We start from the raw sequence: 21,925 nt of genomic DNA on the forward strand, positions 1-21,925 counted from the left end.
GCAGACGCCTTCGTCTGCCCCGTTTGATTTAACAAAATGCATGGCTGAGTAGCTCAAAGCCTTGCACTCCTTATTATTTCTATTTTTATTTTAACAACATCCCCCCTTTCATTTTCTCCACCACTTCACCCTTATTCCATCCCCCGCCCCGATTTATATGAAAACCAATTTACCCAAAGCAATTGCCGCCAAAAACATTTTTACTGACAAAACGAACCCATTTTTATCAATATGCCCCGGGCAACTCAGAAAATTTATCTCAAGGATGAAACGAACCCATTTTAAAAATCGGGCCCCCGCCCCGATTTATATGAAAACCAATTTACCCAAAGCAATTGCCGCCAAAAACATTTTTACTGAAAAAACGAACCCATTTTTATCAATATGCCCCGGGCAACTCAGAAAATTTATCTCAAGGATGAAACGAACCCATTTTAAAAATCGGGTGCCTTACCCGCCGTGACAGGATCCGCGAAAATGTCTTGCCTGACCGTTGAAGAAAATCATATCTTCAACCCGAAATTGGGAAGGAAGCAGTTATCGATGCTCAGCATTCGTAAAATCAGCGTTATCGGCCAGCGCTACCGGCATTTCAACCGGTACAAAAAAATCCTCAATGTCGTTATCAAGTACGGTTTCGGGGACTTGATCGACCGTCTTAAAATCGAGCAGTATTTCAAAATCGGACTGAAAATTGTCCCCGAAGAACAACTACACCAGATTCAGAACCTGACCACAGCGGAACGGGTTCGCAAAATCCTTGAGGAACTCGGCCCGACCTTCGTCAAACTGGCCCAGATTCTCTCGACCCGTCCCGACCTGATCCCGCTGGAGTATATCGCCGAGTTTACCAAACTCCAGGACCGGGTCCCGGTTTTCCCGTACGAGGAAGTCGTCAAGGTTATCGAAAACGAAACCGGACGTAAACCCGAGGAGTTGTTCGACAAATTTGAACCGGAACCCTATGCCGCCGCCTCGATCGGACAGGTGCACCGGGCGGTTATGTCCGACGGTGAGGAAGTTGCGGTCAAGGTCCAGCGGCCGGGAATCGTCAAGACCATCGAGATCGACCTGGAAATTATGCTCCATCTGGCCGGCCTGGCCGAACAGCATATCAAGGAACTGGAGCAATTCCGCCCGTCCCGGATTGTCGCGGAATTCGCCCGGACTATCGAAAAGGAAATCGACTACAATACCGAAGCCACCCACATGGAGCATTTCGCCCGCATGTTTATCAATGATCCGACCGTTTATGTTCCCCGCGTGTACCGCGAACTGACCACCGAGCGGATGCTGACCATGGAATATGTCGAAGGGATCAAGGTTTCCGAAATCGAGGCTCTCCGGCAGGCCGGGTACAACCTCAAAGAAATCGCCGGCCGCGGGGCCGTCCTGATCATGAAACAGATTTTCGAGTACGGTTTCTTCCATGCCGACCCGCACCCCGGCAATGTCTTCATTCTCGACAACAATGTCATCTGCTATCTCGATTTCGGTATGATGGGCCGGATCAGCCTGATGGAACGGGAGCAGTTCGCCGAACTTCTGATGCGGGTGGTCAACCGCGAGGAAAAAAAGGCGGCCGAGATTTTCCTGGAACTGACCGATTATGACGAGGAGCCGGACCGCAACCTGCTGGAACGCGATCTGGCCGACCTGATCGACCGGTTTCTTTACCTGCCGCTCAATGAAATCGATACCGGCAAACTGCTCCACCAGCTTCTCCATGTGGTTTCAAAGCATGGCCTTAGTCTCAAGCCGCATCTTTACCTGATGATGAAGGCGATGGGGACGGTCGAGGGGATCGGCCGCCGTCTCGATGCCGATTTCGAAATCGGCGGGCACGCCGGGCCGTTTGTCAAAAAAATTCAGTTGAACCGCCTCAATCCCAAAAGAATTGTCGGCGATATGATGGACTCCGGCATGGAACTGCTCCATCTCCTGCGCGAGATCCCCGCCGAACTGCGAACCCTGGTCAAACAGGTCCGCGACGGCCGGGCCAAAATCCAGTTCGAGCATCGCGGTCTGGACCATATGATCGCCTCCCATGAAAAAATCAGCAACCGCATCGTTTTCGCCATTGTCCTGGCCGCCCTCATTATCGGTTCCTCGCTGATAATTCACTCCGATATCCCGCCCCGTCTCGGCGGAATCCCCGTGATCGGGCTGTTCGGATTTCTGGTGGCGGGACTGATGGGGTTCTGGCTTTTAATTTCGATCCTCCGTAGCGGCCGTATGTGAGTCGAAACACTCCCTCTATGGAAATTCCTCCGAACAATTGCCGCTCCGGCGCTGTTTATAAGAAATTAAATAACGAAGCCAAAAAGGAGACTGCATATGCCCCGGATAGGAATCTTTTACGGAAGCACCACCGGTAATACCGAGGAAGTCGTCAATATGCTGGCCGGGCGACTGACCGAACACGGATTCGAAGTCGTTATCCACGATATCGTCCGGCAGGAACTCGAGGATATGATGCACTATGATAATCTTATCCTGGCCTCGCCCACCTGGAATATGGGTGAACTCCAGGAGGATTGGGAGGTGGTTTTCGAGGAATTTTCCAGACTCGATTTCACCGGCAAAAAAGTGGCTTTTCTCGGTCTGGGCGATCAGGCCGGGCATTCGGAGACTTTTCTCAACGGGATCGGCCTGCTGGCCCGCCCGGTGGAAAAAAACGGCGCCGAAATCGTCGGAATGTGGCCGCGTGAGGATTATGAATACGAAAATTCCGAAGCCGAACGGGGCGAGATGTTTATCGGGCTGGCTATCGACCAGGATTCGGAAGAAGACCAAACTGCCGAACGGCTGGACCGCTGGGTAACCATGATTACGGGGCAATTCGGTCAATGATATCCTATCTTCAAAACCGGGTCAGTTTTAAATCGTGCTTGTATTATGGTTCAAAACAGTCCAATATCCGGGGCCGGCCGGCGTATTTATTGAAAATCCTGACAGCCCAGGGGGGGTGCTGTCGGGAACCTTTGAAAAAGGAAACCCATAAATTCGGGGAATTTAATTATGCATAAAATTGGTTTGTTTTACGGCACCACCACCGGCAATACCGAAGAGGTCGCCCGTATCCTGGCCCAGGAACTTGAAAATGTCGGCCTTGATGTGGATATGTACGATGTGGCCGATACCGATCTGCAGACTATGGCTCATTATGATCGCATGATTCTGGTCTCCCCGACCTGGAGCCGCGGGAGTCTGCCCGATGACTGGGAAACTATCTACACCGATTTTGCCCATCTCGATTTTTCCGGGAAAAGAGTCGCTTTCCTGGGACTGGGTGATCAGGTCGGTTATCCCGATTATTTTGTCGATTCCATTGGCAAATTGGCTCGCCCGGTCTATTTGAACGGCGGCCAGGTGGTCGGACAGTGGCCCAATAAAGAATATTTCTTCAATCGGTCCGATGCCTCCGAAGGCGATTATTTCGTCGGACTGGCTATCGATCAGGATAACGAGGACTTCCTCACCAAAGATCGTATCCGGGCCTGGGTGGCCGATCTTAAAAAACAATTCGCCGATTAGGAACTTTGAATGTCTTCTTCCCGCCGGATGATATAACCTTACTCCGGCGGGACTGCGTGATGCCCGATCTCAAGGCCTTTTTCAGGGCCCTCCGGGGCTCGATTATTCCGGGGGAAAAATTAATTGCATCCCCTCCCCGACAGGGCTATTATTCACTCAAGTATTCGTTTGCTTCTTAAATGAGGTTCCCGGGGGATGATCTGATGGACAAAACGCCGTTTGATTTATTTTTCATGAAATACACGCGGCAATCATCCTGTCCGGGTATCGGAATGCTCGAAGGGAATATATATGGATATCCTGGAATCGCTACTGGAAGGATTTAAGGCGCTGATTCCAGCCGGAATCGCCATTGCCGGATTTGCGCTTTTGCTTTTCGGGTTCCGTTACCTGATGGAAAAACGGTCTTCACGATCCGAGGGTCATATTGTCCGCCGCCAAATGATTACTATTCTGCTGTCATTTGTCGGCCTGTTGGTGATAATCCTGGTCAGTCCTATGAGCGAAAACAAGCAGGGCCAATTATTGGGCCTGATCGGTATCCTTCTTTCAGCGGCCATCGCCCTGTCCTCGACCACATTCGTCGGCAATGCCATGGCCGGTCTGATGTTGCGAGCGGTACACAGTTTCAAGATTGGTGATTTTATTAAAATCGGCGATTATTTCGGACGTGTCTCCGAACGCGGCCTGTTTCATATCGAAATCCAGACCGAAGATCGCGACCTGATTACCCTCCCCAATCTTTATCTTGTTACCAACCCGGTCCGCGTTGTTCGATCATCGGGGACAATTGTCTGGTCCGAGGTTTCGCTGGGATACGATATTCCGCGTAAAAAAATCGAAAAATTACTCCTTGAGGCGGCTAGAGCCGCAGGATTGAAAGAACCCTTCGTATATGTTATGAATCTGGGAGATTTTTCGGTCGTTTACCGTGTTTCCGGGATGCTTGAAGAAGTCAAGCAACTTCTTTCAACCCGGTCGAGCCTGCGTGAGATGATGCTTGATAGTCTCCATCAGGGCGGAATCGAAATCGTTTCGCCGACCTTCATGAATACCCGGCCGCTGACTCCTGATAACGTTTTCATCCCCATAAGAACTCGCGAGGATCGTGATTATGATGATAATGAGCAGGAGGGAGTACTGCCCGAAAATTTAGTATTTGACAAGGCCGAACAGGCCGAGTCGATTGAGAAACTCAGGGAACGCCTTGACTCTCTTGGACATGATATTGAGCAATTGAAAGCGGATATTTCGCCGGCCGCCGATGATACTCAGAAAGAAAAACTGAAGGAGAAAATCGAATTCCTTAAAACCCGCCGTGAACGTCTGGCCGAATATATCAAGCGGCGCGAGCAGGAGAAGAAATAATCGCTATAACCTGCCGGGTAATGTTTCATCATTGCGGATACCATCAGAAGGGAGGTTAGGATGGTTCACCTGTACAAACGAATTTCCAGAAAAAAAGGTCTTAGACCCGGATCGGTGGTATTCGTCGGCGACCAAAAAGTTGCGAAGACGAAAATTACTATTATTGATTATAATGAGATCGAAATAAAGGAAATGACGGTTGAAAAGATCGAGGATTGCTTCCCCTTCAGGGACAGCCCGACCGTAACCTGGATCAACATCGACGGCCTCCATGATACCTCGGTTATTGAGAAACTCGGGACTCGTTACGGATTACACCCCCTGGTTATGGAGGATATCGCCAACACCGGCCAGCGCCCGAAACTCGAGGAGGGTGACGGTTATGTTTTCATCGTTTTGAAAATGCTCCGTATCGAACCGGAAACCTATATACTAAAATCGGAACAGGTCAGCCTGGTGTTAGGCGAGAATTTCGTGATCTCGTTTCAGGAAATGACCGGTGATGTATTTGATTCGGTCCGGGATCGAATCAGGAAAACTTCGCCGCGGGTCAGGTTCATGAACCCCGACTATCTGGCTCATGCCCTGATGGATGCCATTGTCGATAACTACTTCCTGGTGCTGGAAGTGATGGGGGAAAGTATCGAATCGCTTGAAGAGGAACTGGTCACCCGTCCGAAACCGGCCAACCTGGAATTGATCCATGAATTGAAACGCGAATTGATCTATATGAGAAAAGCCATCTGGCCGTTGCGCGAAGTCGTCGGCGGCCTGGAACGGCTGGAGTCGACCATAATCCATAAACAGACCAGAGCCTATCTCCGGGATTTGTACGAACATGTTATTCAGGTGATCGATACGGTGGAAACCTTTCGCGATATGGTTTCCGGTCTTCTTGACATTTACCTCTCCAGCGTCAGCAACAAGATGAACGAGGTCATGAAAGTGCTGACCATAATCGCCACCGTTTTCATTCCTCTTGGTTTTCTGGCCGGAGTATACGGCATGAATTTTGACACTTCCGCCAGCGGTCTTAATATGCCGGAACTGGGCTTACCCTATGGTTATCTATTATTCTGGGGTTTGGCGGTTCTGATTGGCGGGGGAATGTTTCTTTTCTTCAGAAAAAAAGGGTGGTTTTAGAAAAAACCAGCGCCATCCCAAAAAATTCCCCCTGTAATGCAATGGGGAGTATAAGATTATAAACACAGGAGAAGGGTATGGATTTACATGATTTAATCGGAATTATCATGGATTGGCTGATCACCACCGGTTTTAAATTGCTTCTGATTATTATCCTGATCTTTTTATCTCTGAAAATCGCACGGATTTTAATCAACCGCGTTTTTGCTTCCTTAACCAAGGATGGTCTCGCAGGCGAATCAAAAAAACGGGCCGATACCCTCAGCTCTCTGATTCGCAATATCGTCAGCGTTATTATCATATCAATCGGGCTTGTCATGGTTCTCGGTCAACTCGGTATTCAGATCGGCCCCATTCTGGCCGCGGCTGGAATTGCCGGTGTAGCTATCGGTTTTGGTGCCCAGCATTTGGTCCAGGATATAATCAGCGGTTTTTTTATTCTGCTCGAAGATGAAATCCGTGTCGGCGATGTTATTGAAATAGCCGGCAAGGGCGGTCTGGTGGAAAATGTCAGCCTGCGGATGACGACTCTGAGAGACCTGGCGGGCAATGTGCATTATATTCGCAATGGCCAGATTGATATAGTGACCAATATGACCAAAGAATTTTCATATTATGTTTTTGATATTGGAGTGGCCTACCGGGAAAATGTCGATGAGGTAATGGAAATAATCAGGGAAATCGACGAAGATATACGCCTCGATCCTCAATTCAAAGATGACATTCTGGAGCCGATGGAAATCATGGGACTGGACAAATTCGCCGATTCGGCCGTTATAATCAAAGCCCGGATCAAAACCAAACCGATCAAACAATGGCGAGTAGCCCGGGAATTCAATCGTCGTTTGAAAAAAACCTTCGATGAGCACCATATCGAAATCCCCTTCCCTCACCTGACTATATATGCAGGCGAGAATAAGGAAGGACAGGCGGCTTCATTTAAATTATCTCTGAATGGCAAAAATGCCGCCATTGGCGGATAAACCATCGGAGATAAAAAAACCGCCGGGATTATTCCCGGCGGCCTCATATTTAATAAAAGCGATTACAGCTCGAGAGCGGTCTGCAGATCGCGCTGGTGCTCTTCTTCCATAATCAGGATATCTTCCAGAGCCCGGCGCAGACCGTACAGTTTCAATTCCTCGGCCTGGGCAATACGCTCGGTATAACGGCGGACGGCATCGGTTTCCCCGGCCAGGTCCTGTTCCAGCATGGTCTTGCTGTTTTCGGAAGTGCTCGTTTTTTCCACCTTGGTGGTCGGGACACCGCCGAGATAATCGATTTGCCCCGCCAGCGTGACGGCGTGTTGCATCTCTTCCTGGGAATGAATAATCAATTCCTTGATAACTCCCTCGTAATGCGGGCCGGTCATCACCGCCGCATGTTGCACATACTGGATGGCGGCGGCGAATTCCCATTCCAGATCCTTATTAAGATTTTCCAGCAATTTTTTCTTCGTGATAGGCATAAATTCCTCCATGTTTTCTAATAGAATGATGGCATCATATAAAGAAAACCGGGATAAGTCAAACATAATCTGGACGATTCAGGCAGTAACCACACCGTCCGGGTTTATGTTTCATATACCCGATTAAAAAGGCAGAAAATTATTTTTCGAGTTGAAGATCCCGGCATCAGACAAACATGTCCTCAGCCTCACGAACCTTGTGCTCGGCTTCCAGCCAGTCGCCGAGATCGTTGCCGTTGGTATAGCCGCGGCGTTCATAGAGAGAATAGGCGACTTTTTCCACCAGCTGACGTCCCTGATTAGTGCTGACTCCGCCGTTTAAATCGATGGTAGCCTCGGTTCCATCCTTTGTTTTGACCTTAAGCCGGGCGTCAAAGCCGTGATCATCCGTCTCAACCATGATCTTGGCCGGTTCCCTGAAAGCAATGATCGGCTGGGTGACCATTTCGGGATCGGCCCATCCGGCATAAATCTTAATGCCGTCGATCAATCGGCCTTTCTTTTCCAATGAGAGACCCATCAGAGAAAAACTGCCCGAAAGTTCCGTCTGGATGTTTTTCTTATCTTTGACATTGACGTTGAAAACCCGGTGCCGATTATCGGAACTGAATTTTCTAATAAACTTCGACCAGGTGTTTCTCTTGACTTCCTTGATCATAACAACCTCCTGTATACTGAATGCATATTTTCAAATATTGTCATTACGGTGTCAGATTATACGCCGGAAACTATCTGCTGGCTACAAAAAAACTGCGCCATTTTCTAATCTTATTACGCTGGGATTTGATTTTTATTATAATCCTTCTTAATAAAAATCCAGATTCTATTAAAGTCTTCGGCAAATTCGCTGTGAAAATAAGCTAATTGGTCTATTTATCGGAGGTTAATACAATCAGTGGCGCCTCGGTCGGGCAACCCAGGCGGAAAGGAAACCAGTGGCCGATTCCGGATGTCAAATACATTTGCCCGCCTTCTCTGGTATATTTACCCCACAAATAGCGCTCCGGCATAAAGGATGTCCAGAAACTTTGACCGGCATATCCAACCTGCCCGCCATGGGTATGACCCGACAGGGTCAGATCAATTTTCAAATCGGCGGCCGGATCGAAACCTTCCGGACGATGGGACATGAGAATTTTGAAGGAATCGGATGGGGCTCCGCTGACAGCCTCTTCAATGGTTTGATATAAAAAATCCCGATTATCTTTTCCCATATATCGCGGATCATCGGCTCCGGAAATATAAGCCGTTGCCCCATCAATATTTATACCAACTCCGGAGCTCCTTAAAAGGGGTATCGGGCTATGGTCAAAAATTTCGATAACATCGCGAATACCTCGATAATATTCATGATTGCCCAGCGAAGCATATTTCCCGAAACGAGTTTTTAATCCATCCACCAGTTTGAGGACATCAGATAGGATGGTCAAATCATCGGCAATATCTCCGGTATATAATAGTAAATCAGGGGAATACTTTTCGGCCTTAACCAGTATTTCCTCCAGATCATCAAGGTTTTTATAAATTCCCAGATGGGAGTCCGACAGATGAAGAATTTTGAAGCCCTCCATTTGAGGCGGAAGATTTTTAAACTTCATGGCTATTCGGGGAATCTCGGTTTTGCCGTAGGCATGAATTACCCCGGAACCCCCGGCGCTCATACCGGCCAGCGGCAGAGCCGCGGCCAGTCCCTTTAAAACCCGACGCCGGTTGGAATCGACCAATTTTGTCGCTGTTTTTTTCCGCGATCGGCCTTCCATTCGCAATAGCAGGCTGTTAATTATGCCCGACAGAGGCAGGGTAACAGCCAGACCCATAAGGAAAACCAGCATGGTTATCGCCAAGGTGGAACCTATTCCAGTCCATAAAAGCAGATCAGTGAGTCTGCCGCCCGACCAGATGGCGACTCCGATGATACCCCAAAAGGGCATTATGATTATGGCCCTGCGGATTAATCTGTTATTCCACCAGGATTTATTTAAGTATTTCAATATTATCAGATCAACAATGGCAAAAAAGGCCAGAACCGATATACTGAACAAAGATAACCAGAAAAGTCGCATCAGTCTCCCGAAATTCAATTATCGAATCGGATACAATTATTAATTATAATCGATTAATGAGGCTCCGAGTTCAGCAAAAGCAAAAAAAGACTTGATTTTAAGGTTAATCTAAACTTAAATTATAAAAAATAAAATATAGATCCGTTGGGGGTGGCCCAAAAGGCCTGAGATTATACCCCCCGAACCTGACCCGGATAATACCGGCGTAGGGAAACGGGAAATCATGACAGATTCCTCATGTCCACTATACCGGTCTATTGCCGGGAGGTGGTTTTTTATTTGGCCCAATGAAAGTAAGGAGTCCGTCATGAGACCTGTCAGCCTTCTCATAACAGCATTTATGTTATTGTTATTTAATAACATAAATGCAATTACAATCGGCGGCCGAGTTCTTGACCGCGATCGCAATCCGATTGAAGGAGTCACTGTTCAAACCGAGCAGACCGCTTTCATTACCCAAACGGATAAAAGCGGCCATTTTGAAATCAACACCGGTGACAAAACTACCGCCAGTCTCACTTTCAGCCATATCGGTTATCAACCGAGTATGATCAGCCTGAAAAAAGCCAAAGATTTGACTGATCTCGAAATCATACTCGATTATGCCATTTATCCCGGACAGAAAATCCGGGTGACAGCCATGCGGGCGATCACCGGTTTGACCCCGGTTGCCTTTGCCGATTTCACCCCGGATGAAATCAAACGGGATTACACGGTCGAAGATTTCCCGGTCCTTCTGGAAAGTACCCCGAACATGTATGCTATATCATACACCGGCGGGGCGGTCGGAGCCAGCGATTATAAAATCCGCGGGTTCGACTACAAACGAGTCGGGGTGTATGTCAACGGGATTCCGCTCAACGATCCCGAGGATCGCTTCACCTATTTTTACGATCTGCCTGATTTTGCCTCGAATGTCGCCGATATTCAGGTACAACGCGGGGTGGGTAACTCGCTTTACGGCGATGCCACTTTCGGGGGATCAATCAATATCGCGTCGGCCGGACTCGATCAGACCCGGCGGATTGGGGTCAGTACCGGCTACGGACGATATACCGCCGACGATGAACTGACCGCAGCCATGCGGCGTCAAACGGTCGAATATTCTTCGGGACTGATCGACGGTCACTGGTCGCTGGCGGGACGGTACTCCAAACTCTACAGCGGCGGTTACCGTGATCATGGCTGGTATGACGGCTGGTCGTACTACCTGTCGCTGTCCCGTCTCGATAACAATATGACTACCACCGTTAACCTGTATGGTGGACCGATGCAGGCGGCTCTGGCTTTCGATGGTATCGACCGGGCTACCGAAATGGCCGACCGCCGCACCAACTGGACCTGGTACGAAAACGAAAAGGATGATTTTAATCAACCTCATTACGAACTTCATAACACCTACAGGATCAACGATAAAATCTCGGTCAAGAACACCCTCTATTATATCCGGGGTAAAGGTTTTTATGAGCAGTACAAGGATGATCGTGATATCTATGAGTACAATATCCCGCCGGAGGCTTTAATCGACCCAGGTCTTACCGAAGTCGACCTGGTGCGCCAGAAATGGGTGGCCAAAAACCAGTACGGCTGGAACCCGAGGCTGGATATCGACCATTCCCGCGGTACCGCCTCGCTGGGCGGATCGTTTTATTATTTCGATGCGGAACACTGGGGCCAGGTTATCTGGGCGGAAAATTTGAACAACCGGCTCGATCCGCGTCATCGCTACTATGAATATTTCGGGACCAAATACTCGGCCTCGATCTATGCCCTCGATTATTATTCCCTGACCGATAAAATCCGCCTCATGGGTAACCTTCAACTGCGCTATCTGAAATACGATTTCGACCAAACCCGGCTGGGTGCTCTACCGGGTTACCGGTATGATATCGACTGGGTATTTCTTTCGCCACGCGCCGGAATCACCTACCTGCCGAATGACCGGACCGATATCTATTTCAGTTTCGCGGCCGCCTCCCGTGAGCCGGCCGATGTTACCATCTACGATGCCGAGGAAGTCGGTGCCTTTCCGTCACTGGCCGTGGATAATATCGTCGAAACCGCCTCAGGAGATACGGTGTACTACTTCGGCGATCCCCTGATCGATCCCGAACGAGTCTATAATTTCGAGCTGGGCGGTAATGTCAGGGGTGATTCCTACCGGATCGGAGTCAACCTGTTCTGGATGGAGTTCTATAACGAAATCGTTCCGGGTAACGGTATCGATGATGACGGCCGGCCGCGGATCACCAATGCCGACCGGTCAGTTCATTCCGGAATCGAATTTGATGGCGCTCTGCGTCCCCATCGGTATCTCGAGCTTTCCGCCAACGCCGCCTACAATTACAACCGGCTGAAAGACTTCGTGATAGAAAATGATAATGACTGGGACGGGCAGGTCGATGAAATCGTTGATTACTCCGGTAATCCCACCGCCGGTTTTCCAGAATATCTGGCCAACCTGACAGCCGATTTTGACTGTAATCCGGTTCGTCTCACCTATCACCTGCGATCAGTCGGCAAACAATATATCGAAAACGGCAATAACGACAGCCTGTCGATCGGGGATTACATGGTTTCATCGCTATCCGGTTCGTTCTCAATCGGGAGATTTTCCGGCCTGGGAAGGTTGACCATTACCGGGACCGTCAATAACCTCTTTAACGCCAAATACGAGCAAGGGGGATATTCATATCTGTACGATGGCGTCATGGCCGGAGAATATTACCCCGCCGCCGAACGGAATTTTTACTTCGAGCTGAAATGGGAGTTGGAATAGAGTAACCCTTGACCGTTATAGATTACATAATTATCCTGGCCTATCTGGGCGCCCTGGTGTTTCTGGGGATTGTCCGCCGGTCGGATAAAAACGAGACTGCGGCCGATTTTATTCTGGGCGGACGCATGTTGACTCTGCCGGCTTTTATCGCCACCCTGGTTTCAACCTGGTATGGCGGTATTCTCGGGATCGGGGAGTACAGCTACAATTATGGTCTTTCCACCTGGCTGGTGTTCGGAGTGCCGTACTATCTGGCCGCCATCCTGTTTGCCCTTTTTATAGCCAAAAAGGCACGCCGTTCCGATATCCTGACTATTCCCGACCGGCTCGATAATGTCTATGGCCGGCCGACAGCCGTGGCCGGGTCGATCATCCTCTTTCTGATGACCCTCCCGGGAGCCTATATTCTGATGCTGGCGGTACTGCTTAAAGTGCTGTGGGGTTGGCCGCTCTGGCAGGGGGCGATTGCCGGAACCATTTTTTCTCTATTTTATGTTCATCTCGGGGGATTCCGATCGGTGGTCCGGACCGACCTGCTTCAGTTTTTACTTATGTTTCTCGGTTTTTTCATATTACTGGCGGTTCTAGTCGGGCGTTACGGCGGCCTGGGATTTGTACAAAATTCCGTCCCGACTGAAAACCTCACCTGGCACGGCGGTAACAGCCCCATGTATATCGCCGTATGGTATGTCATTGCCCTGGCCACCCTGATCGAACCGTCGTTTTATCAACGATGTTACGCCGCCAGATCCGAAGCCGTCGCCAAAAAAGGGATTTTAATATCAGTAATTTTCTGGATTGTCTTCGATTTTATGACTACCTCCTGCGGCCTCTATGCCCGCGCCCTGCTTCCCGATCTGGCCGATCCGGCCGCCTCCTATCCGGCCCTGGCCGTCAAAGTTCTTCCGGCCGGTCTTCTGGGTATTTTCGCTCTGGCCCTGCTGGCAACAATTATGTCGACAGTCGACTCCTATTCTTTCCTGGCCGCCTCGACTTTCAGCCGTGATATTGTCTGGCGGATTTTCCGGGTTCCCGATGAAAAAATGAAATACTATACACGAATCGGGCTGGCTCTTTCAGCCGTTCTGGCGGTCACGGCCGCCCTCTTTTTCCGATCAATTGTCGATATCTGGCATCATTTTGGGTCGGTCGGGACTCCGGCTCTTCTGGTTCCGCTCTTTTTTGCTTTCAACGGACGCCGCCGGATGCCGCCCAAAACGGCCTTCATTTCGGTGATTGTCTCGGGCGGATTGTCACTGGCCTGGCTTATTTCGGGATTTTGGGGAGCCGAGGGCGAATACTGGCTGGGGATTCAGCCGATCTTTCCCGGCCTGGCCGTTTCCATTCTCTTTTATCTTTTAGGAAGCAAAAGGGTTGAAAATGTTACCTGACATGATTATTTTAGTCCTCAAATGATTTCCCTGAGTAACGTGTTTGCTGATGATATACCATATTTAAATCTGGCAGGAGTATGATAAATCTTGAGAGGATCCAGGGCTTTCTGAAATCGGAAAAAATCGATGCCTGGTTGATGGCCGATTTCCACGCCCGTAATAATATCGCTGTCGATCTGCTCGATCTGACCGCCCATATCACCCGGCGTTCCTTTTATCTGATCCCGGCCGACGGTCAACCGGTGGCGTTGGTACACAATATCGAAAAAGACCGTTTTGTTCATCTCCCGGGCCGGAAACTAACCTTTTCTTCCTATAAAAGCCTTGAGACACATCTGGCCGCCATGCTTTCCGGTTATACCCGGGTGGCTATGGAGTATTCACCCAAAGGCCGCCTGCCGTATATCGGGCTGGTTGATGCCGGGACAATCGAACTGGTCAAATCAATCGGTGTTGAAATTGTTTCCTCGGCCGATATTGTCTCCTTCTTCCAGGCCCGGATGACATCCGACCAGATCAAGATGCATAAAAAAGCCGCCGTCCTTATCAACCGGATCAAAGATGATATCTTTGATTTCATCTCCGACTCGCTACGCAAGAAGCAGCATCTCAACGAGCGGATGGTGGTTTTGAGAATTTTGCGTAAGTTCGAAGAAAACGGCATGATTACCGATTTTCCCCCCTGTTGTGCTATCGATGCCGATATCTGTAATCCACATTATGAGCCGAGTGAATCGAAATCATCACCGATTATCGAAGGCTCGCTGGTATTGATCGATCTCTGGGCCAAACTTAAGATTCCAAACTCAATCTTTGCCGATATCACCTGGATGGCCTATGCCGGGGAAAGCGTTCCCGATGAATACCGGCGGCTTTTTGAAGTGGTAACTTTCGCCCGCGATAAAGCTGTCAATTTTCTCCGGCAGAAATTTGTCGAGGGACCGGTGTATGGCTACGAGGTCGATAATGCCTGCCGCTCGGTTATTGAAGAAGCCGGATATGGCGATTATTTCTTCCATCGCACCGGCCATTCGATTCTCGAGAATGTCCATGGTCCGGGGCCGAATATCGACAACCTGGAAACCGAGGATCGACGAAAACTCCTGGCCGGGCACCTTTTCTCGATTGAACCGGGTATCTATCTGGATAATTTCGGCTTTCGTTCCGAGATTGACTGCCTGCTGACCGAGGATGGACCCGAGGTTACAACCCTGCCGATGCAGACCGAAATCCTGCCTCTTATGCGGAGTTGATCGACCCCGATGGCGGTGTGATGGAATTAAATATTGATAATAGTTGCCGGTTTTACTAAACTGCCTTTGACCTCCGGTCATAAACCGGATTCGAACCCGGTCGCCGAGATTTTTTATATGTATTTTACACCGCGCATGGTCCAGATTGTGGCCGATCAATATGGCTATCCGCCGGTGATTAAGATGGATGCTCCGGTGGACGAACAGGAATACAATTTTATCCGATCCACCCAGACCTTTGGCCGCTGTCACGATATCACCGTTTATGCCTTCAAGAATAATAAGATTGTTGTCAATGCCAAGCATCATTATCCGGACGGTCTCTACCGGGCGCCATCGGGTGGATTGAAGCCGGGCGAAGATTTTCACGAGGGTGTACATCGCGAGATGTACGAGGAAACCGGGACAAAAATTGAACTGGTCAAATATATCCTGCAGGTCAATGTATATTTCTCATGCGGGCGGAAACTCCTTCCCTGGCGGACCCATGTTTTCACAGCCAGATATATATCGGGCCGGATTCGGCCGATCGACATCCGGGAAATCCGAGAAGTGAAACTGGCCGATCTCTCGGAATTCGAGCAATACAAAAAGATTATCTCCGGCATGGAATCAGGTGGGCTGTCCTACCGGGCCCGGTTGCATGATGAAGTGCTGAGATTTTTATAGCGGAGACAGCGATGGAAAGACATGTTATCGACCGGCAATATGTTGAACTCCAGTCATTTGGTTACCAGGGGCGGCTGCTCGATATCGGGGGCGGCGGTGAGGGAATCATCGGGCAACTGCTGGGGAATGATATTTTCGCTATTGATATTAGACGGTCGGAACTCGATGAGGCTCCGCCGGGCCCGATCAAGATTGTCATGGATGCGCGCTGTCTGGCTTTCCCCGATCAAACATTTGAGGTCGTGACCGCCTTTTATTCTCTGATGTATATGGATCGCGGCGATCACGAGCAGGTTTTCAGCCAGATCGCCCGGGTCCTGAAACCCGGCGGGATATTTTTGGTCTGGGATAATATTATCCCGCCGTATCGACCGGGGGATAAGGAGATTTATATGATTCCTCTGGAAATTAAAATCGACGATCGCACTATAAAAACCGGCTATGGAACACGATGGGAAAACCGCCGCCAGAATTGTGAATATTTCGTCGATCTGGCCGAAATGGCCGGTCTGCAATATCTGGCTTCGTCCTCAAGTCAGCAGAATTTTTATATCAGGTTCTGGCGGCCGATGGAAGGATAAATTGTCATGATATTTTGGGTTTAAGGTGACTTATGACAAAGGAAAATCAACCTAATTTTATCTGTCCCATTTGTTCGACGGCAAAACCTTTAAGTGAAGGCCGGTCCGCGGAATTGATACTTGGCCCGGTCGGAGATTGAAATAAGACAACTCCATGCCAAACTGGATCAACTGATGAACCATTCCTGGCAGAGATTGCTTAAAATCCAGCAGGTTCAAGTCGAATTGATGGGCGATATGGCTAATCTTAAAGAAGGCAAACGATAAGAAGCTTCCGCTCGCTTCATCGAGCCATCAACAGCAAAAATCAAGAATCCGGATCCCACCAATTTTCACGTCGGCCCATGGGGAACCAGAATGCCCCGGAATATGTTAAAAAAGAAAAACAACCGGGGCAGAGTCATGAGAAAGCAATTAAAAACCAAAAGATTCGGCAAATCAGGAAATTACCATATTGCCCTTCTGATATTTCTTATTCTGATGCTTATCTCGTGTCGCCAAAAGGAGATAGCGGCGCAAAGCTGTGATGTTGAATCGGGAATACCGGCCGGGGAGATGTTAAAACAGGAGTCCGACATGAAGTTTGAAGTTAATAAAAGCGATGACCAATGGCGCGGGGAATTAACCCCGGAGCAGTATCTAATAACGCGTCAAAAGGGAACCGAACCGGCTTTCACAGGTCAATATTACCATTTCAAAGGTGATGGGGTCTATAAATGTGTCTGTTGCGGCAATGAGTTGTTCGCTTCGGATACCAAATACGAATCCGGTTCGGGCTGGCCGAGCTTTTGGAAGCCACTCTCCGACAATAATATCCGCGAGTTAAAAGATGACCGGATGGGGATGGTGCGGACCGAGGTGATCTGCAGTAAATGTGGGGCGCATCTGGGACATGTTTTCGATGATGGCCCGAAGCCAACCGGACAACGCTATTGTATTAACTCGGCCGCACTCGATTTCGTTGCGGACTCAAAAGAAAAATAGAAGTGCGGCCCGCGTTTTAATTTCGATTTCAATTAAATCAGGGTTTTCATATCCCTGACTTTTTTCTTTCTAATTCAGCCAAAAATAGTATATTTGTACATAAGGCATTCAATATCTGATTTCTAAATTTATTCGGACCGAAAACAGCTTCCATGTTCGCAAATAATTAAGAGCCCGTTCGGCTATGATGATTGATTGAAATAAAAGGAGGTTTTATGCGGACCTTTGTCCTGATGGTCAAACTGGCCTCGGCCAATGCCCAGCTGGTCGAGATCGGCGCCAAGCATAAAGAAAGATTTCAGATGGGGCATAAATGGATCAAGGAAATCGAGGAACGATGCCCCAAACTTCGCTTCAAGGATCATTATGCTCTAATGGGCTACTGGGACTCGATGCATATCTATGAAGCGCCTGATGAGGAAACTGCGGCTGTGGTCTCCATGATGACTCGTTCCCATGGCGCCGCTCAGGTCGAAAGCTGGGTAGCCTTACCCTACGAAAGGATCCTGAAATTGACCGATGATTTGCAGTGCCCCGATGGCAAGAAACGGAAATGACTTTTATTACATACTCCAAAAAAACAGGCCTCGGCTTTTTTATCCAGTTGCCGGAGGCCTGTTTTCATTTTGCCGGAGGCCTGTTTTCATTTTACGAATAATTCAAATCAACGCATAATGGCATAGACAATTGCCATTATAGCACCTACTATCAGCCCGATTATAACATAGATTATTATGGCTACCACCAGACTGACGACAAAGTACCCGACCAGCTTATCCGCCGGGGGTTCTTTAATAATGCGCATCCCGAGGTATAACAAATACAATGAGTACAACCCGACAATCGACAGCCACGAAATTGGTGGAAGAATGGCGAATATGCCGGCGATCCATGAAGCCGTCCACGAGAAGACGGCCACCTTCATGGAATCTTCCATATTTTTTCCGGCCCCGAATGATGGCGCCAGCATATCGATAATGTAAGCCATCAGGTAAACACCACCAAGCGAGAGCATGAACATGAAAACAGCCTGGATCAATCCGGCAAATACAGGCGTCCGGCCATACAGACTAAAAGCAGCGTGACCGATAATCGAGTTGCCAATGAAGCCGGCGATGGCCGGGATGGCCGCCAGGATTATGGCATACTGGGTAAACATCTCCGCCACCGTCAGTTTCTCGGCCTTGATAACTTCCCATTCCGCCGACGGCTGGATCAGGATATTTTTTGCTCTGTCAACAATATTCATTCAGCTTCCTCCAGATTTGAATAACCAGAACCTATAATATGAATGGAATAAGTTCAAAAAACAAATCCTAAAAATAAAATAATTATACCGAACCGGATTCCCGGCAGAGGTGTTATTGTTATATTTAAATTTAGGATTGTTTATCATTTAGTAATTTTGGAAGGAGATGATCTTAATGAATATGCGGCTGGTTACTATTGTATATGCGGTTTTGATGATTCTGCTGGGTTTGATTGGCTATTTCGGCCTGGGTCGGATCAGTATAACTGCCCTCATTCCAGCTTTTTTCGGTATAGTCATATGCCTGATAGCCTTGATAGCGGCCGATCCCAATAGGCTAAAACATGCCATGCATATCTCGACCGCTCTGGCCTTGATTGCTTTCCTCGCGACCATCGGCGGATTATACAAAATGCTTATAATGCTGTCAGGGGGCGGGGTCGTCCGCCCGGCCGCGACTATCAGCCAGGGCATTATGGCCTTGTTGTCATTCCTTTATGTCAGTATGGCGGTCAGATCGTTTGTTACCGCCCGACTGCTTAAAGGAAACGACAATTAGCCGCCCCGGATATTAATAAACATTAAGTCAGATCGTAATCATGATGTCCCCGCTGTCAGACCGGCAGGGTTGAAAGAATTTATGGCATCGTCAAGCGAATCATGAGTCTCGAATACCGATACCAGGCGCGTGATCGTTAAAAGTGACTTAATGTTGTCGGTTACATTGACGATTTTCATACTGCCGGAATTTTTCGTGACAGCCGTCATGGCCGAAATCAACATTCCCATGCCGATGGAATCCATCCACTTGGTTTTGCCCAGATCAATAACCAGCTTTTTGAAACCGCCGTTAAGATACTCATAAACCTTACCATGAAACATGGTGGCATCCCGACCACCCATGATTCTGCCCTCAAGGGCAATTATAGCCACTCCATCCCGGAAATCATCAGTCATCTTCATTGTCATCCTCCAGGATTAAAGTACGATCCGCCGTGAAGCAGATGATGTTGTGTGCCATTATATACGGAGCAACATTGTTTTTGTTGCAGTTAAAAATGTTCAATGTATATACAGATTCTGTTTAATACATTGATCTGGGCCTGTATTGTTTAATACTGGAAAAGAAATTATGAGGATATCGTAAGCCACCTTATATCCGGGGCGGCCTGATCCCGAGAATTCGTAAATAGTGATTTATCTGACTCCGGTGATGGATATCATGTTCGAACAGGTGGGTGAAAATCCAGTAGCCGGTTTGCTCGATTTTCCACTTCCTGCCTTCGTGCGAGCCTTCTCTCTTATACGTTTTTTCAAAGGCCTCTTTTGGCTCGGCGAAAAACCGCTCCAGCCGTTTCCAGTGTTCCTCGAGGTGATTTTTAATTACTTTTTTATCAGGACATTTCTCGCCCGGCACGGCCAGTTCCACCGCCTTGTTGCCTTTCATGATTTCATCGTACCACCAATCTGAGGTTTCACAAATATGCAGAAACAACTGGCCCAGGGGAATCATGTTATCCGCCGGAATCCAGTCGCCTTTATCTTCCGGCATCAGTTCCAGAGCCTCCATGATGGAGTTCCTGATATTATCCCGCCAGAAATTTATCTGGAGTTCGAGCAGAACATTTTTATCAGCCATAATTTCTCCGGGTCAATGAGTTTTAATATTTGATTTATTTTATTTATATCAGACGCTTCAGATATCATATTTTATTTCCAAAGATATTCAATAGCCAGGCGGCTCGCCCTTTAATCCACCAGCTTTGTTTCCGGGACAGCTTCATTGGCGACCGGCAGTCTGAATTGTTCCGGGCGAAGTTTAATAACATCGCGAAGCCAGCTTTCGGGATAGCCGACCCCCTCCGGACTGCCGGTCGAATCCTTGACATAACCATCATTATACTTCATAATCAAAAATTCACCCAACTCGCGCCACTTCTCCACCACCATCTCGCCATTGATTACCGAGTAATCGGTCAGGTATTGAGTCATCAATGGCAAATCCGTTTTATAAAGCTCCAGGGCGGTTTTTTCGACGGTCGGTTGCAATGATATAAACTGCCTTTCAAGCTCGCCCTGAATGGCCTGGATATCCTTAATCATGTATGAGTATTTCAGATTACAGAAATTGGAAACGAAATTGAATACCCACCAGGCTGATTCCCATGAAAATTCCTGGAGAGAGCCAATTGTAAACGATTTGGGAATATCGATAATTCCGCAATAAAGGGGAATATAACATGTGAACCAGGTATCATCGACACCATACCAGTATACCCCGCCAATCGGATCGGGAAGCCAGCCCCGCGACTGCGAAACAAATGTGAATCCGGTCTGCTGGGTGGAGATCGGCCGCTCCCAGGCGTATTCGACCGAATCAACCGTGAAATACATCGGCCGCCAGCGATATGGCGAACCGAACGGACCGGCATCGACACCGACCGTCATATCGAAAGGAGTCCCTTCATAATGATCGCGCATCAGCGCGAAAACATCGGCCAGTGAAAGCTTCTTATCCGGTTTAATCCAGAGGGGATATGGTTCGGCACCTTCAACCGCACGGGTATAATCAGGGGAAAGATTTAGCGATGGGGCCGCGCGGCGGAAAATACTCCAGACCCGCGCCGAACCATAACGTTGATTTTTCGGCGTTGACGGACAGTAAGCTTCGTTGAATAAAAACGGCCGTCCAAACTTCGGCTGGTAGTATCCATGCTCCACGGCAAAAGATACGACATTATCGGAATACAGGCAGTTTTTCGGATCATCCATCGGAAATCGCCCGATCCTGGCCTTGTTGGCATGGGCCGAGATGTAGCCATCGGGAATCCGAAGCGCCACCCAGATAGCCCCCCGGCCGCCCGAACCGGTTCCGATCATCTCCATAATCCAGGCTTCCTCGGTGTCGGCAATTGAGAATGATTCACCGGTGGCGCAATAACCGTATTCGGAAACCAGATCGGTCATCACCCGGATAGCTTCCCGGGCGGTCCGCGCCCGTTGTAGAGCCAACCCTATTAAATCCCAGTAATGCAGCAGGCCGTCATCATTGCGCAGTTCCTCGCGGCCGTCGAAAGTGGTTTCACTGATAGCCAGCTGGTGCTCGTTCATCATACCGACCACGGCGTAAGTATGTTCAACCTGCCGGATATATCCGCGGGTATTACCATGCCAGTCTTCGATAGCCAGCGAATCACCCGCCGGGTAATCGGCGGCCGCGGTATATTCCAGGTGGGGATGGAATTCACCATCACAGGTGTATGTAATCATCACCGATTTATCGGTTGAGGCCCCCTTGGTGACTAAAAGATTGGTGCAGGCATCGATATCCTTTGAACCCGGACCGCCAAGCCCGAAAACCAGAGCTGCCGTCAAATACAAAAATTTTTTCATAATATTATCCTCCCAGAGTTGAAAATTATCTATAAATGTAATTT

Annotated in this window: 22 protein-coding genes and 1 riboswitch; of the genes, 15 read left to right on the plus strand and 7 right to left on the minus strand. The window is 48.7% G+C overall.

What is annotated here, in order from left to right; translation table 11 throughout:
- Nucleotides 1-543 precede the first annotated feature (543 nt).
- The 6 genes from JXQ28_07645 to JXQ28_07670 all read left to right on the plus strand — a co-directional run bounded on the left by JXQ28_07645 (nucleotide 544) and on the right by JXQ28_07670 (nucleotide 7,031).
- A complete protein-coding gene (locus JXQ28_07645) occupies nucleotides 544-2,241 on the plus strand; it encodes an AarF/ABC1/UbiB kinase family protein (GenBank protein ID MBN2277602.1) in 1,698 nt (565 codons plus the stop codon).
- 96 nt (nucleotides 2,242-2,337) lie between these two features.
- Nucleotides 2,338-2,853, plus strand: coding sequence for a flavodoxin (locus JXQ28_07650; protein ID MBN2277603.1), 516 nt, complete (start codon nucleotides 2,338-2,340; stop codon nucleotides 2,851-2,853).
- Nucleotides 2,854-3,021: 168 nt separating this feature from the next.
- Nucleotides 3,022-3,537 (plus strand): flavodoxin, encoded by a 516-nt coding sequence (locus tag JXQ28_07655; GenBank protein ID MBN2277604.1) that lies wholly within the window; start codon nucleotides 3,022-3,024, stop codon nucleotides 3,535-3,537.
- A 291-nt stretch (nucleotides 3,538-3,828) separates the two neighbouring features.
- Nucleotides 3,829-4,905 (plus strand): mechanosensitive ion channel, encoded by a 1,077-nt coding sequence (locus tag JXQ28_07660; GenBank protein ID MBN2277605.1) that lies wholly within the window; start codon nucleotides 3,829-3,831, stop codon nucleotides 4,903-4,905.
- Between the two features lie 60 nt (nucleotides 4,906-4,965).
- The gene (gene corA, locus JXQ28_07665) at nucleotides 4,966-6,048 is read left to right on the plus strand and encodes a magnesium/cobalt transporter CorA (GenBank protein ID MBN2277606.1); all 1,083 of its coding nucleotides are present in this window, start codon (nucleotides 4,966-4,968) and stop codon (nucleotides 6,046-6,048) included.
- Nucleotides 6,049-6,155: 107 nt separating this feature from the next.
- On the plus strand, nucleotides 6,156-7,031 hold the full coding sequence (locus JXQ28_07670) for a mechanosensitive ion channel family protein (GenBank protein MBN2277607.1): 876 nt from the start codon (nucleotides 6,156-6,158) through the stop codon (nucleotides 7,029-7,031).
- Nucleotides 7,032-7,093: 62 nt separating this feature from the next.
- Here JXQ28_07670 and JXQ28_07675 read toward each other — a convergent pair whose 3' ends face one another.
- The 3 genes from JXQ28_07675 to JXQ28_07685 form a co-directional block, all read right to left on the minus strand.
- Nucleotides 7,094-7,516 (minus strand): ferritin-like domain-containing protein, encoded by a 423-nt coding sequence (locus JXQ28_07675; GenBank protein MBN2277608.1) that lies wholly within the window; start codon nucleotides 7,514-7,516, stop codon nucleotides 7,094-7,096.
- Nucleotides 7,517-7,682: 166 nt separating this feature from the next.
- Complete coding sequence (locus tag JXQ28_07680; GenBank protein MBN2277609.1) at nucleotides 7,683-7,916, minus strand: DUF2934 domain-containing protein; 234 nt, start codon at nucleotides 7,914-7,916, stop codon at nucleotides 7,683-7,685.
- Between the two features lie 469 nt (nucleotides 7,917-8,385).
- Entirely contained in the window at nucleotides 8,386-9,579 is a 1,194-nt protein-coding gene (locus tag JXQ28_07685) for a metallophosphoesterase (protein ID MBN2277610.1), read from the minus strand.
- A gap of 136 nt (nucleotides 9,580-9,715) precedes the next feature.
- Nucleotides 9,716-9,808, plus strand: a riboswitch (TPP riboswitch).
- A gap of 78 nt (nucleotides 9,809-9,886) precedes the next feature.
- Between JXQ28_07685 and JXQ28_07690 the strand changes: the two genes are divergently transcribed.
- The 8 genes from JXQ28_07690 to JXQ28_07725 all read left to right on the plus strand — a co-directional run bounded on the left by JXQ28_07690 (nucleotide 9,887) and on the right by JXQ28_07725 (nucleotide 17,796).
- Nucleotides 9,887-12,358, plus strand: a complete 2,472-nt coding sequence (locus JXQ28_07690) for a TonB-dependent receptor (GenBank protein MBN2277611.1) — start codon at nucleotides 9,887-9,889, stop codon at nucleotides 12,356-12,358.
- A gap of 8 nt (nucleotides 12,359-12,366) precedes the next feature.
- Complete coding sequence (locus JXQ28_07695; GenBank protein ID MBN2277612.1) at nucleotides 12,367-13,749, plus strand: sodium:solute symporter family protein; 1,383 nt, start codon at nucleotides 12,367-12,369, stop codon at nucleotides 13,747-13,749.
- An 80-nt stretch (nucleotides 13,750-13,829) separates the two neighbouring features.
- Entirely contained in the window at nucleotides 13,830-15,005 is a 1,176-nt protein-coding gene (locus tag JXQ28_07700; protein ID MBN2277613.1) for a M24 family metallopeptidase, read from the plus strand.
- Between the two features lie 33 nt (nucleotides 15,006-15,038).
- Nucleotides 15,039-15,674 carry an NUDIX hydrolase gene (locus tag JXQ28_07705; GenBank protein MBN2277614.1) on the plus strand — a complete coding sequence of 212 codons (636 nt, stop codon included), beginning with the start codon at nucleotides 15,039-15,041 and terminating at the stop codon, nucleotides 15,672-15,674.
- An 11-nt stretch (nucleotides 15,675-15,685) separates the two neighbouring features.
- On the plus strand, nucleotides 15,686-16,255 hold the full coding sequence (locus tag JXQ28_07710) for a methyltransferase domain-containing protein (protein MBN2277615.1): 570 nt from the start codon (nucleotides 15,686-15,688) through the stop codon (nucleotides 16,253-16,255).
- A 120-nt stretch (nucleotides 16,256-16,375) separates the two neighbouring features.
- Entirely contained in the window at nucleotides 16,376-16,522 is a 147-nt protein-coding gene (locus JXQ28_07715) for a hypothetical protein (protein MBN2277616.1), read from the plus strand.
- A 309-nt stretch (nucleotides 16,523-16,831) separates the two neighbouring features.
- A complete protein-coding gene (msrB, locus tag JXQ28_07720) occupies nucleotides 16,832-17,239 on the plus strand; it encodes a peptide-methionine (R)-S-oxide reductase MsrB (GenBank protein ID MBN2277617.1) in 408 nt (135 codons plus the stop codon).
- A gap of 215 nt (nucleotides 17,240-17,454) precedes the next feature.
- A complete protein-coding gene (locus JXQ28_07725) occupies nucleotides 17,455-17,796 on the plus strand; it encodes a GYD domain-containing protein (GenBank protein MBN2277618.1) in 342 nt (113 codons plus the stop codon).
- 107 nt (nucleotides 17,797-17,903) lie between these two features.
- On the opposite strand, the gene JXQ28_07730 is transcribed toward JXQ28_07725, so the two are convergent.
- On the minus strand, nucleotides 17,904-18,488 hold the full coding sequence (locus tag JXQ28_07730) for a YIP1 family protein (GenBank protein ID MBN2277619.1): 585 nt from the start codon (nucleotides 18,486-18,488) through the stop codon (nucleotides 17,904-17,906).
- Nucleotides 18,489-18,663: 175 nt separating this feature from the next.
- Between JXQ28_07730 and JXQ28_07735 the strand changes: the two genes are divergently transcribed.
- A complete protein-coding gene (locus tag JXQ28_07735; GenBank protein ID MBN2277620.1) occupies nucleotides 18,664-19,047 on the plus strand; it encodes a hypothetical protein in 384 nt (127 codons plus the stop codon).
- A 38-nt stretch (nucleotides 19,048-19,085) separates the two neighbouring features.
- Here the strand turns inward: JXQ28_07735 and JXQ28_07740 are convergent, their stop codons facing one another.
- The 3 genes from JXQ28_07740 to JXQ28_07750 all read right to left on the minus strand — a co-directional run bounded on the left by JXQ28_07740 (nucleotide 19,086) and on the right by JXQ28_07750 (nucleotide 21,881).
- Nucleotides 19,086-19,451 carry an STAS domain-containing protein gene (locus tag JXQ28_07740; protein MBN2277621.1) on the minus strand — a complete coding sequence of 122 codons (366 nt, stop codon included), beginning with the start codon at nucleotides 19,449-19,451 and terminating at the stop codon, nucleotides 19,086-19,088.
- A gap of 190 nt (nucleotides 19,452-19,641) precedes the next feature.
- Nucleotides 19,642-20,127 (minus strand): DinB family protein, encoded by a 486-nt coding sequence (locus JXQ28_07745; protein ID MBN2277622.1) that lies wholly within the window; start codon nucleotides 20,125-20,127, stop codon nucleotides 19,642-19,644.
- Between the two features lie 110 nt (nucleotides 20,128-20,237).
- Nucleotides 20,238-21,881 (minus strand): C69 family dipeptidase, encoded by a 1,644-nt coding sequence (locus tag JXQ28_07750; protein ID MBN2277623.1) that lies wholly within the window; start codon nucleotides 21,879-21,881, stop codon nucleotides 20,238-20,240.
- Nucleotides 21,882-21,925 lie beyond the last annotated feature (44 nt).

It is taken from the genome of Candidatus Zixiibacteriota bacterium (assembly GCA_016933955.1).
Lineage (GTDB): Bacteria > Zixibacteria > MSB-5A5 > GN15 > PGXB01 > JAFGTT01.

Excerpts from the sequence above, each read along its gene's own strand:
- JXQ28_07645 (MBN2277602.1), top strand. The coding sequence starts at position 544 with ATGCTCAGCATTCGTAAAATCAGCGTTATCGGCCAGCGCTACCGGCAT.
- JXQ28_07650 (MBN2277603.1), top strand. The coding sequence starts at position 2,338 with ATGCCCCGGATAGGAATCTTTTACGGAAGCACCACCGGTAATACCGAG.
- JXQ28_07655 (MBN2277604.1), top strand. The coding sequence starts at position 3,022 with ATGCATAAAATTGGTTTGTTTTACGGCACCACCACCGGCAATACCGAA.
- JXQ28_07660 (MBN2277605.1), top strand. The coding sequence starts at position 3,829 with ATGGATATCCTGGAATCGCTACTGGAAGGATTTAAGGCGCTGATTCCA.
- corA (MBN2277606.1), top strand. The coding sequence starts at position 4,966 with ATGGTTCACCTGTACAAACGAATTTCCAGAAAAAAAGGTCTTAGACCC.
- JXQ28_07670 (MBN2277607.1), top strand. The coding sequence starts at position 6,156 with ATGGATTGGCTGATCACCACCGGTTTTAAATTGCTTCTGATTATTATC.
- JXQ28_07675 (MBN2277608.1), bottom strand. The coding sequence starts at position 7,516 with ATGCCTATCACGAAGAAAAAATTGCTGGAAAATCTTAATAAGGATCTG.
- JXQ28_07680 (MBN2277609.1), bottom strand. The coding sequence starts at position 7,916 with ATGGTTGAGACGGATGATCACGGCTTTGACGCCCGGCTTAAGGTCAAA.
- JXQ28_07685 (MBN2277610.1), bottom strand. The coding sequence starts at position 9,579 with ATGCGACTTTTCTGGTTATCTTTGTTCAGTATATCGGTTCTGGCCTTT.
- JXQ28_07690 (MBN2277611.1), top strand. The coding sequence starts at position 9,887 with ATGAGACCTGTCAGCCTTCTCATAACAGCATTTATGTTATTGTTATTT.
- JXQ28_07700 (MBN2277613.1), top strand. The coding sequence starts at position 13,830 with ATGATAAATCTTGAGAGGATCCAGGGCTTTCTGAAATCGGAAAAAATC.
- JXQ28_07710 (MBN2277615.1), top strand. The coding sequence starts at position 15,686 with ATGGAAAGACATGTTATCGACCGGCAATATGTTGAACTCCAGTCATTT.
- msrB (MBN2277617.1), top strand. The coding sequence starts at position 16,832 with ATGAAGTTTGAAGTTAATAAAAGCGATGACCAATGGCGCGGGGAATTA.
- JXQ28_07725 (MBN2277618.1), top strand. The coding sequence starts at position 17,455 with ATGCGGACCTTTGTCCTGATGGTCAAACTGGCCTCGGCCAATGCCCAG.
- JXQ28_07730 (MBN2277619.1), bottom strand. The coding sequence starts at position 18,488 with ATGAATATTGTTGACAGAGCAAAAAATATCCTGATCCAGCCGTCGGCG.
- JXQ28_07735 (MBN2277620.1), top strand. The coding sequence starts at position 18,664 with ATGAATATGCGGCTGGTTACTATTGTATATGCGGTTTTGATGATTCTG.
- JXQ28_07740 (MBN2277621.1), bottom strand. The coding sequence starts at position 19,451 with ATGAAGATGACTGATGATTTCCGGGATGGAGTGGCTATAATTGCCCTT.
- JXQ28_07745 (MBN2277622.1), bottom strand. The coding sequence starts at position 20,127 with ATGGCTGATAAAAATGTTCTGCTCGAACTCCAGATAAATTTCTGGCGG.
- JXQ28_07750 (MBN2277623.1), bottom strand. The coding sequence starts at position 21,881 with ATGAAAAAATTTTTGTATTTGACGGCAGCTCTGGTTTTCGGGCTTGGC.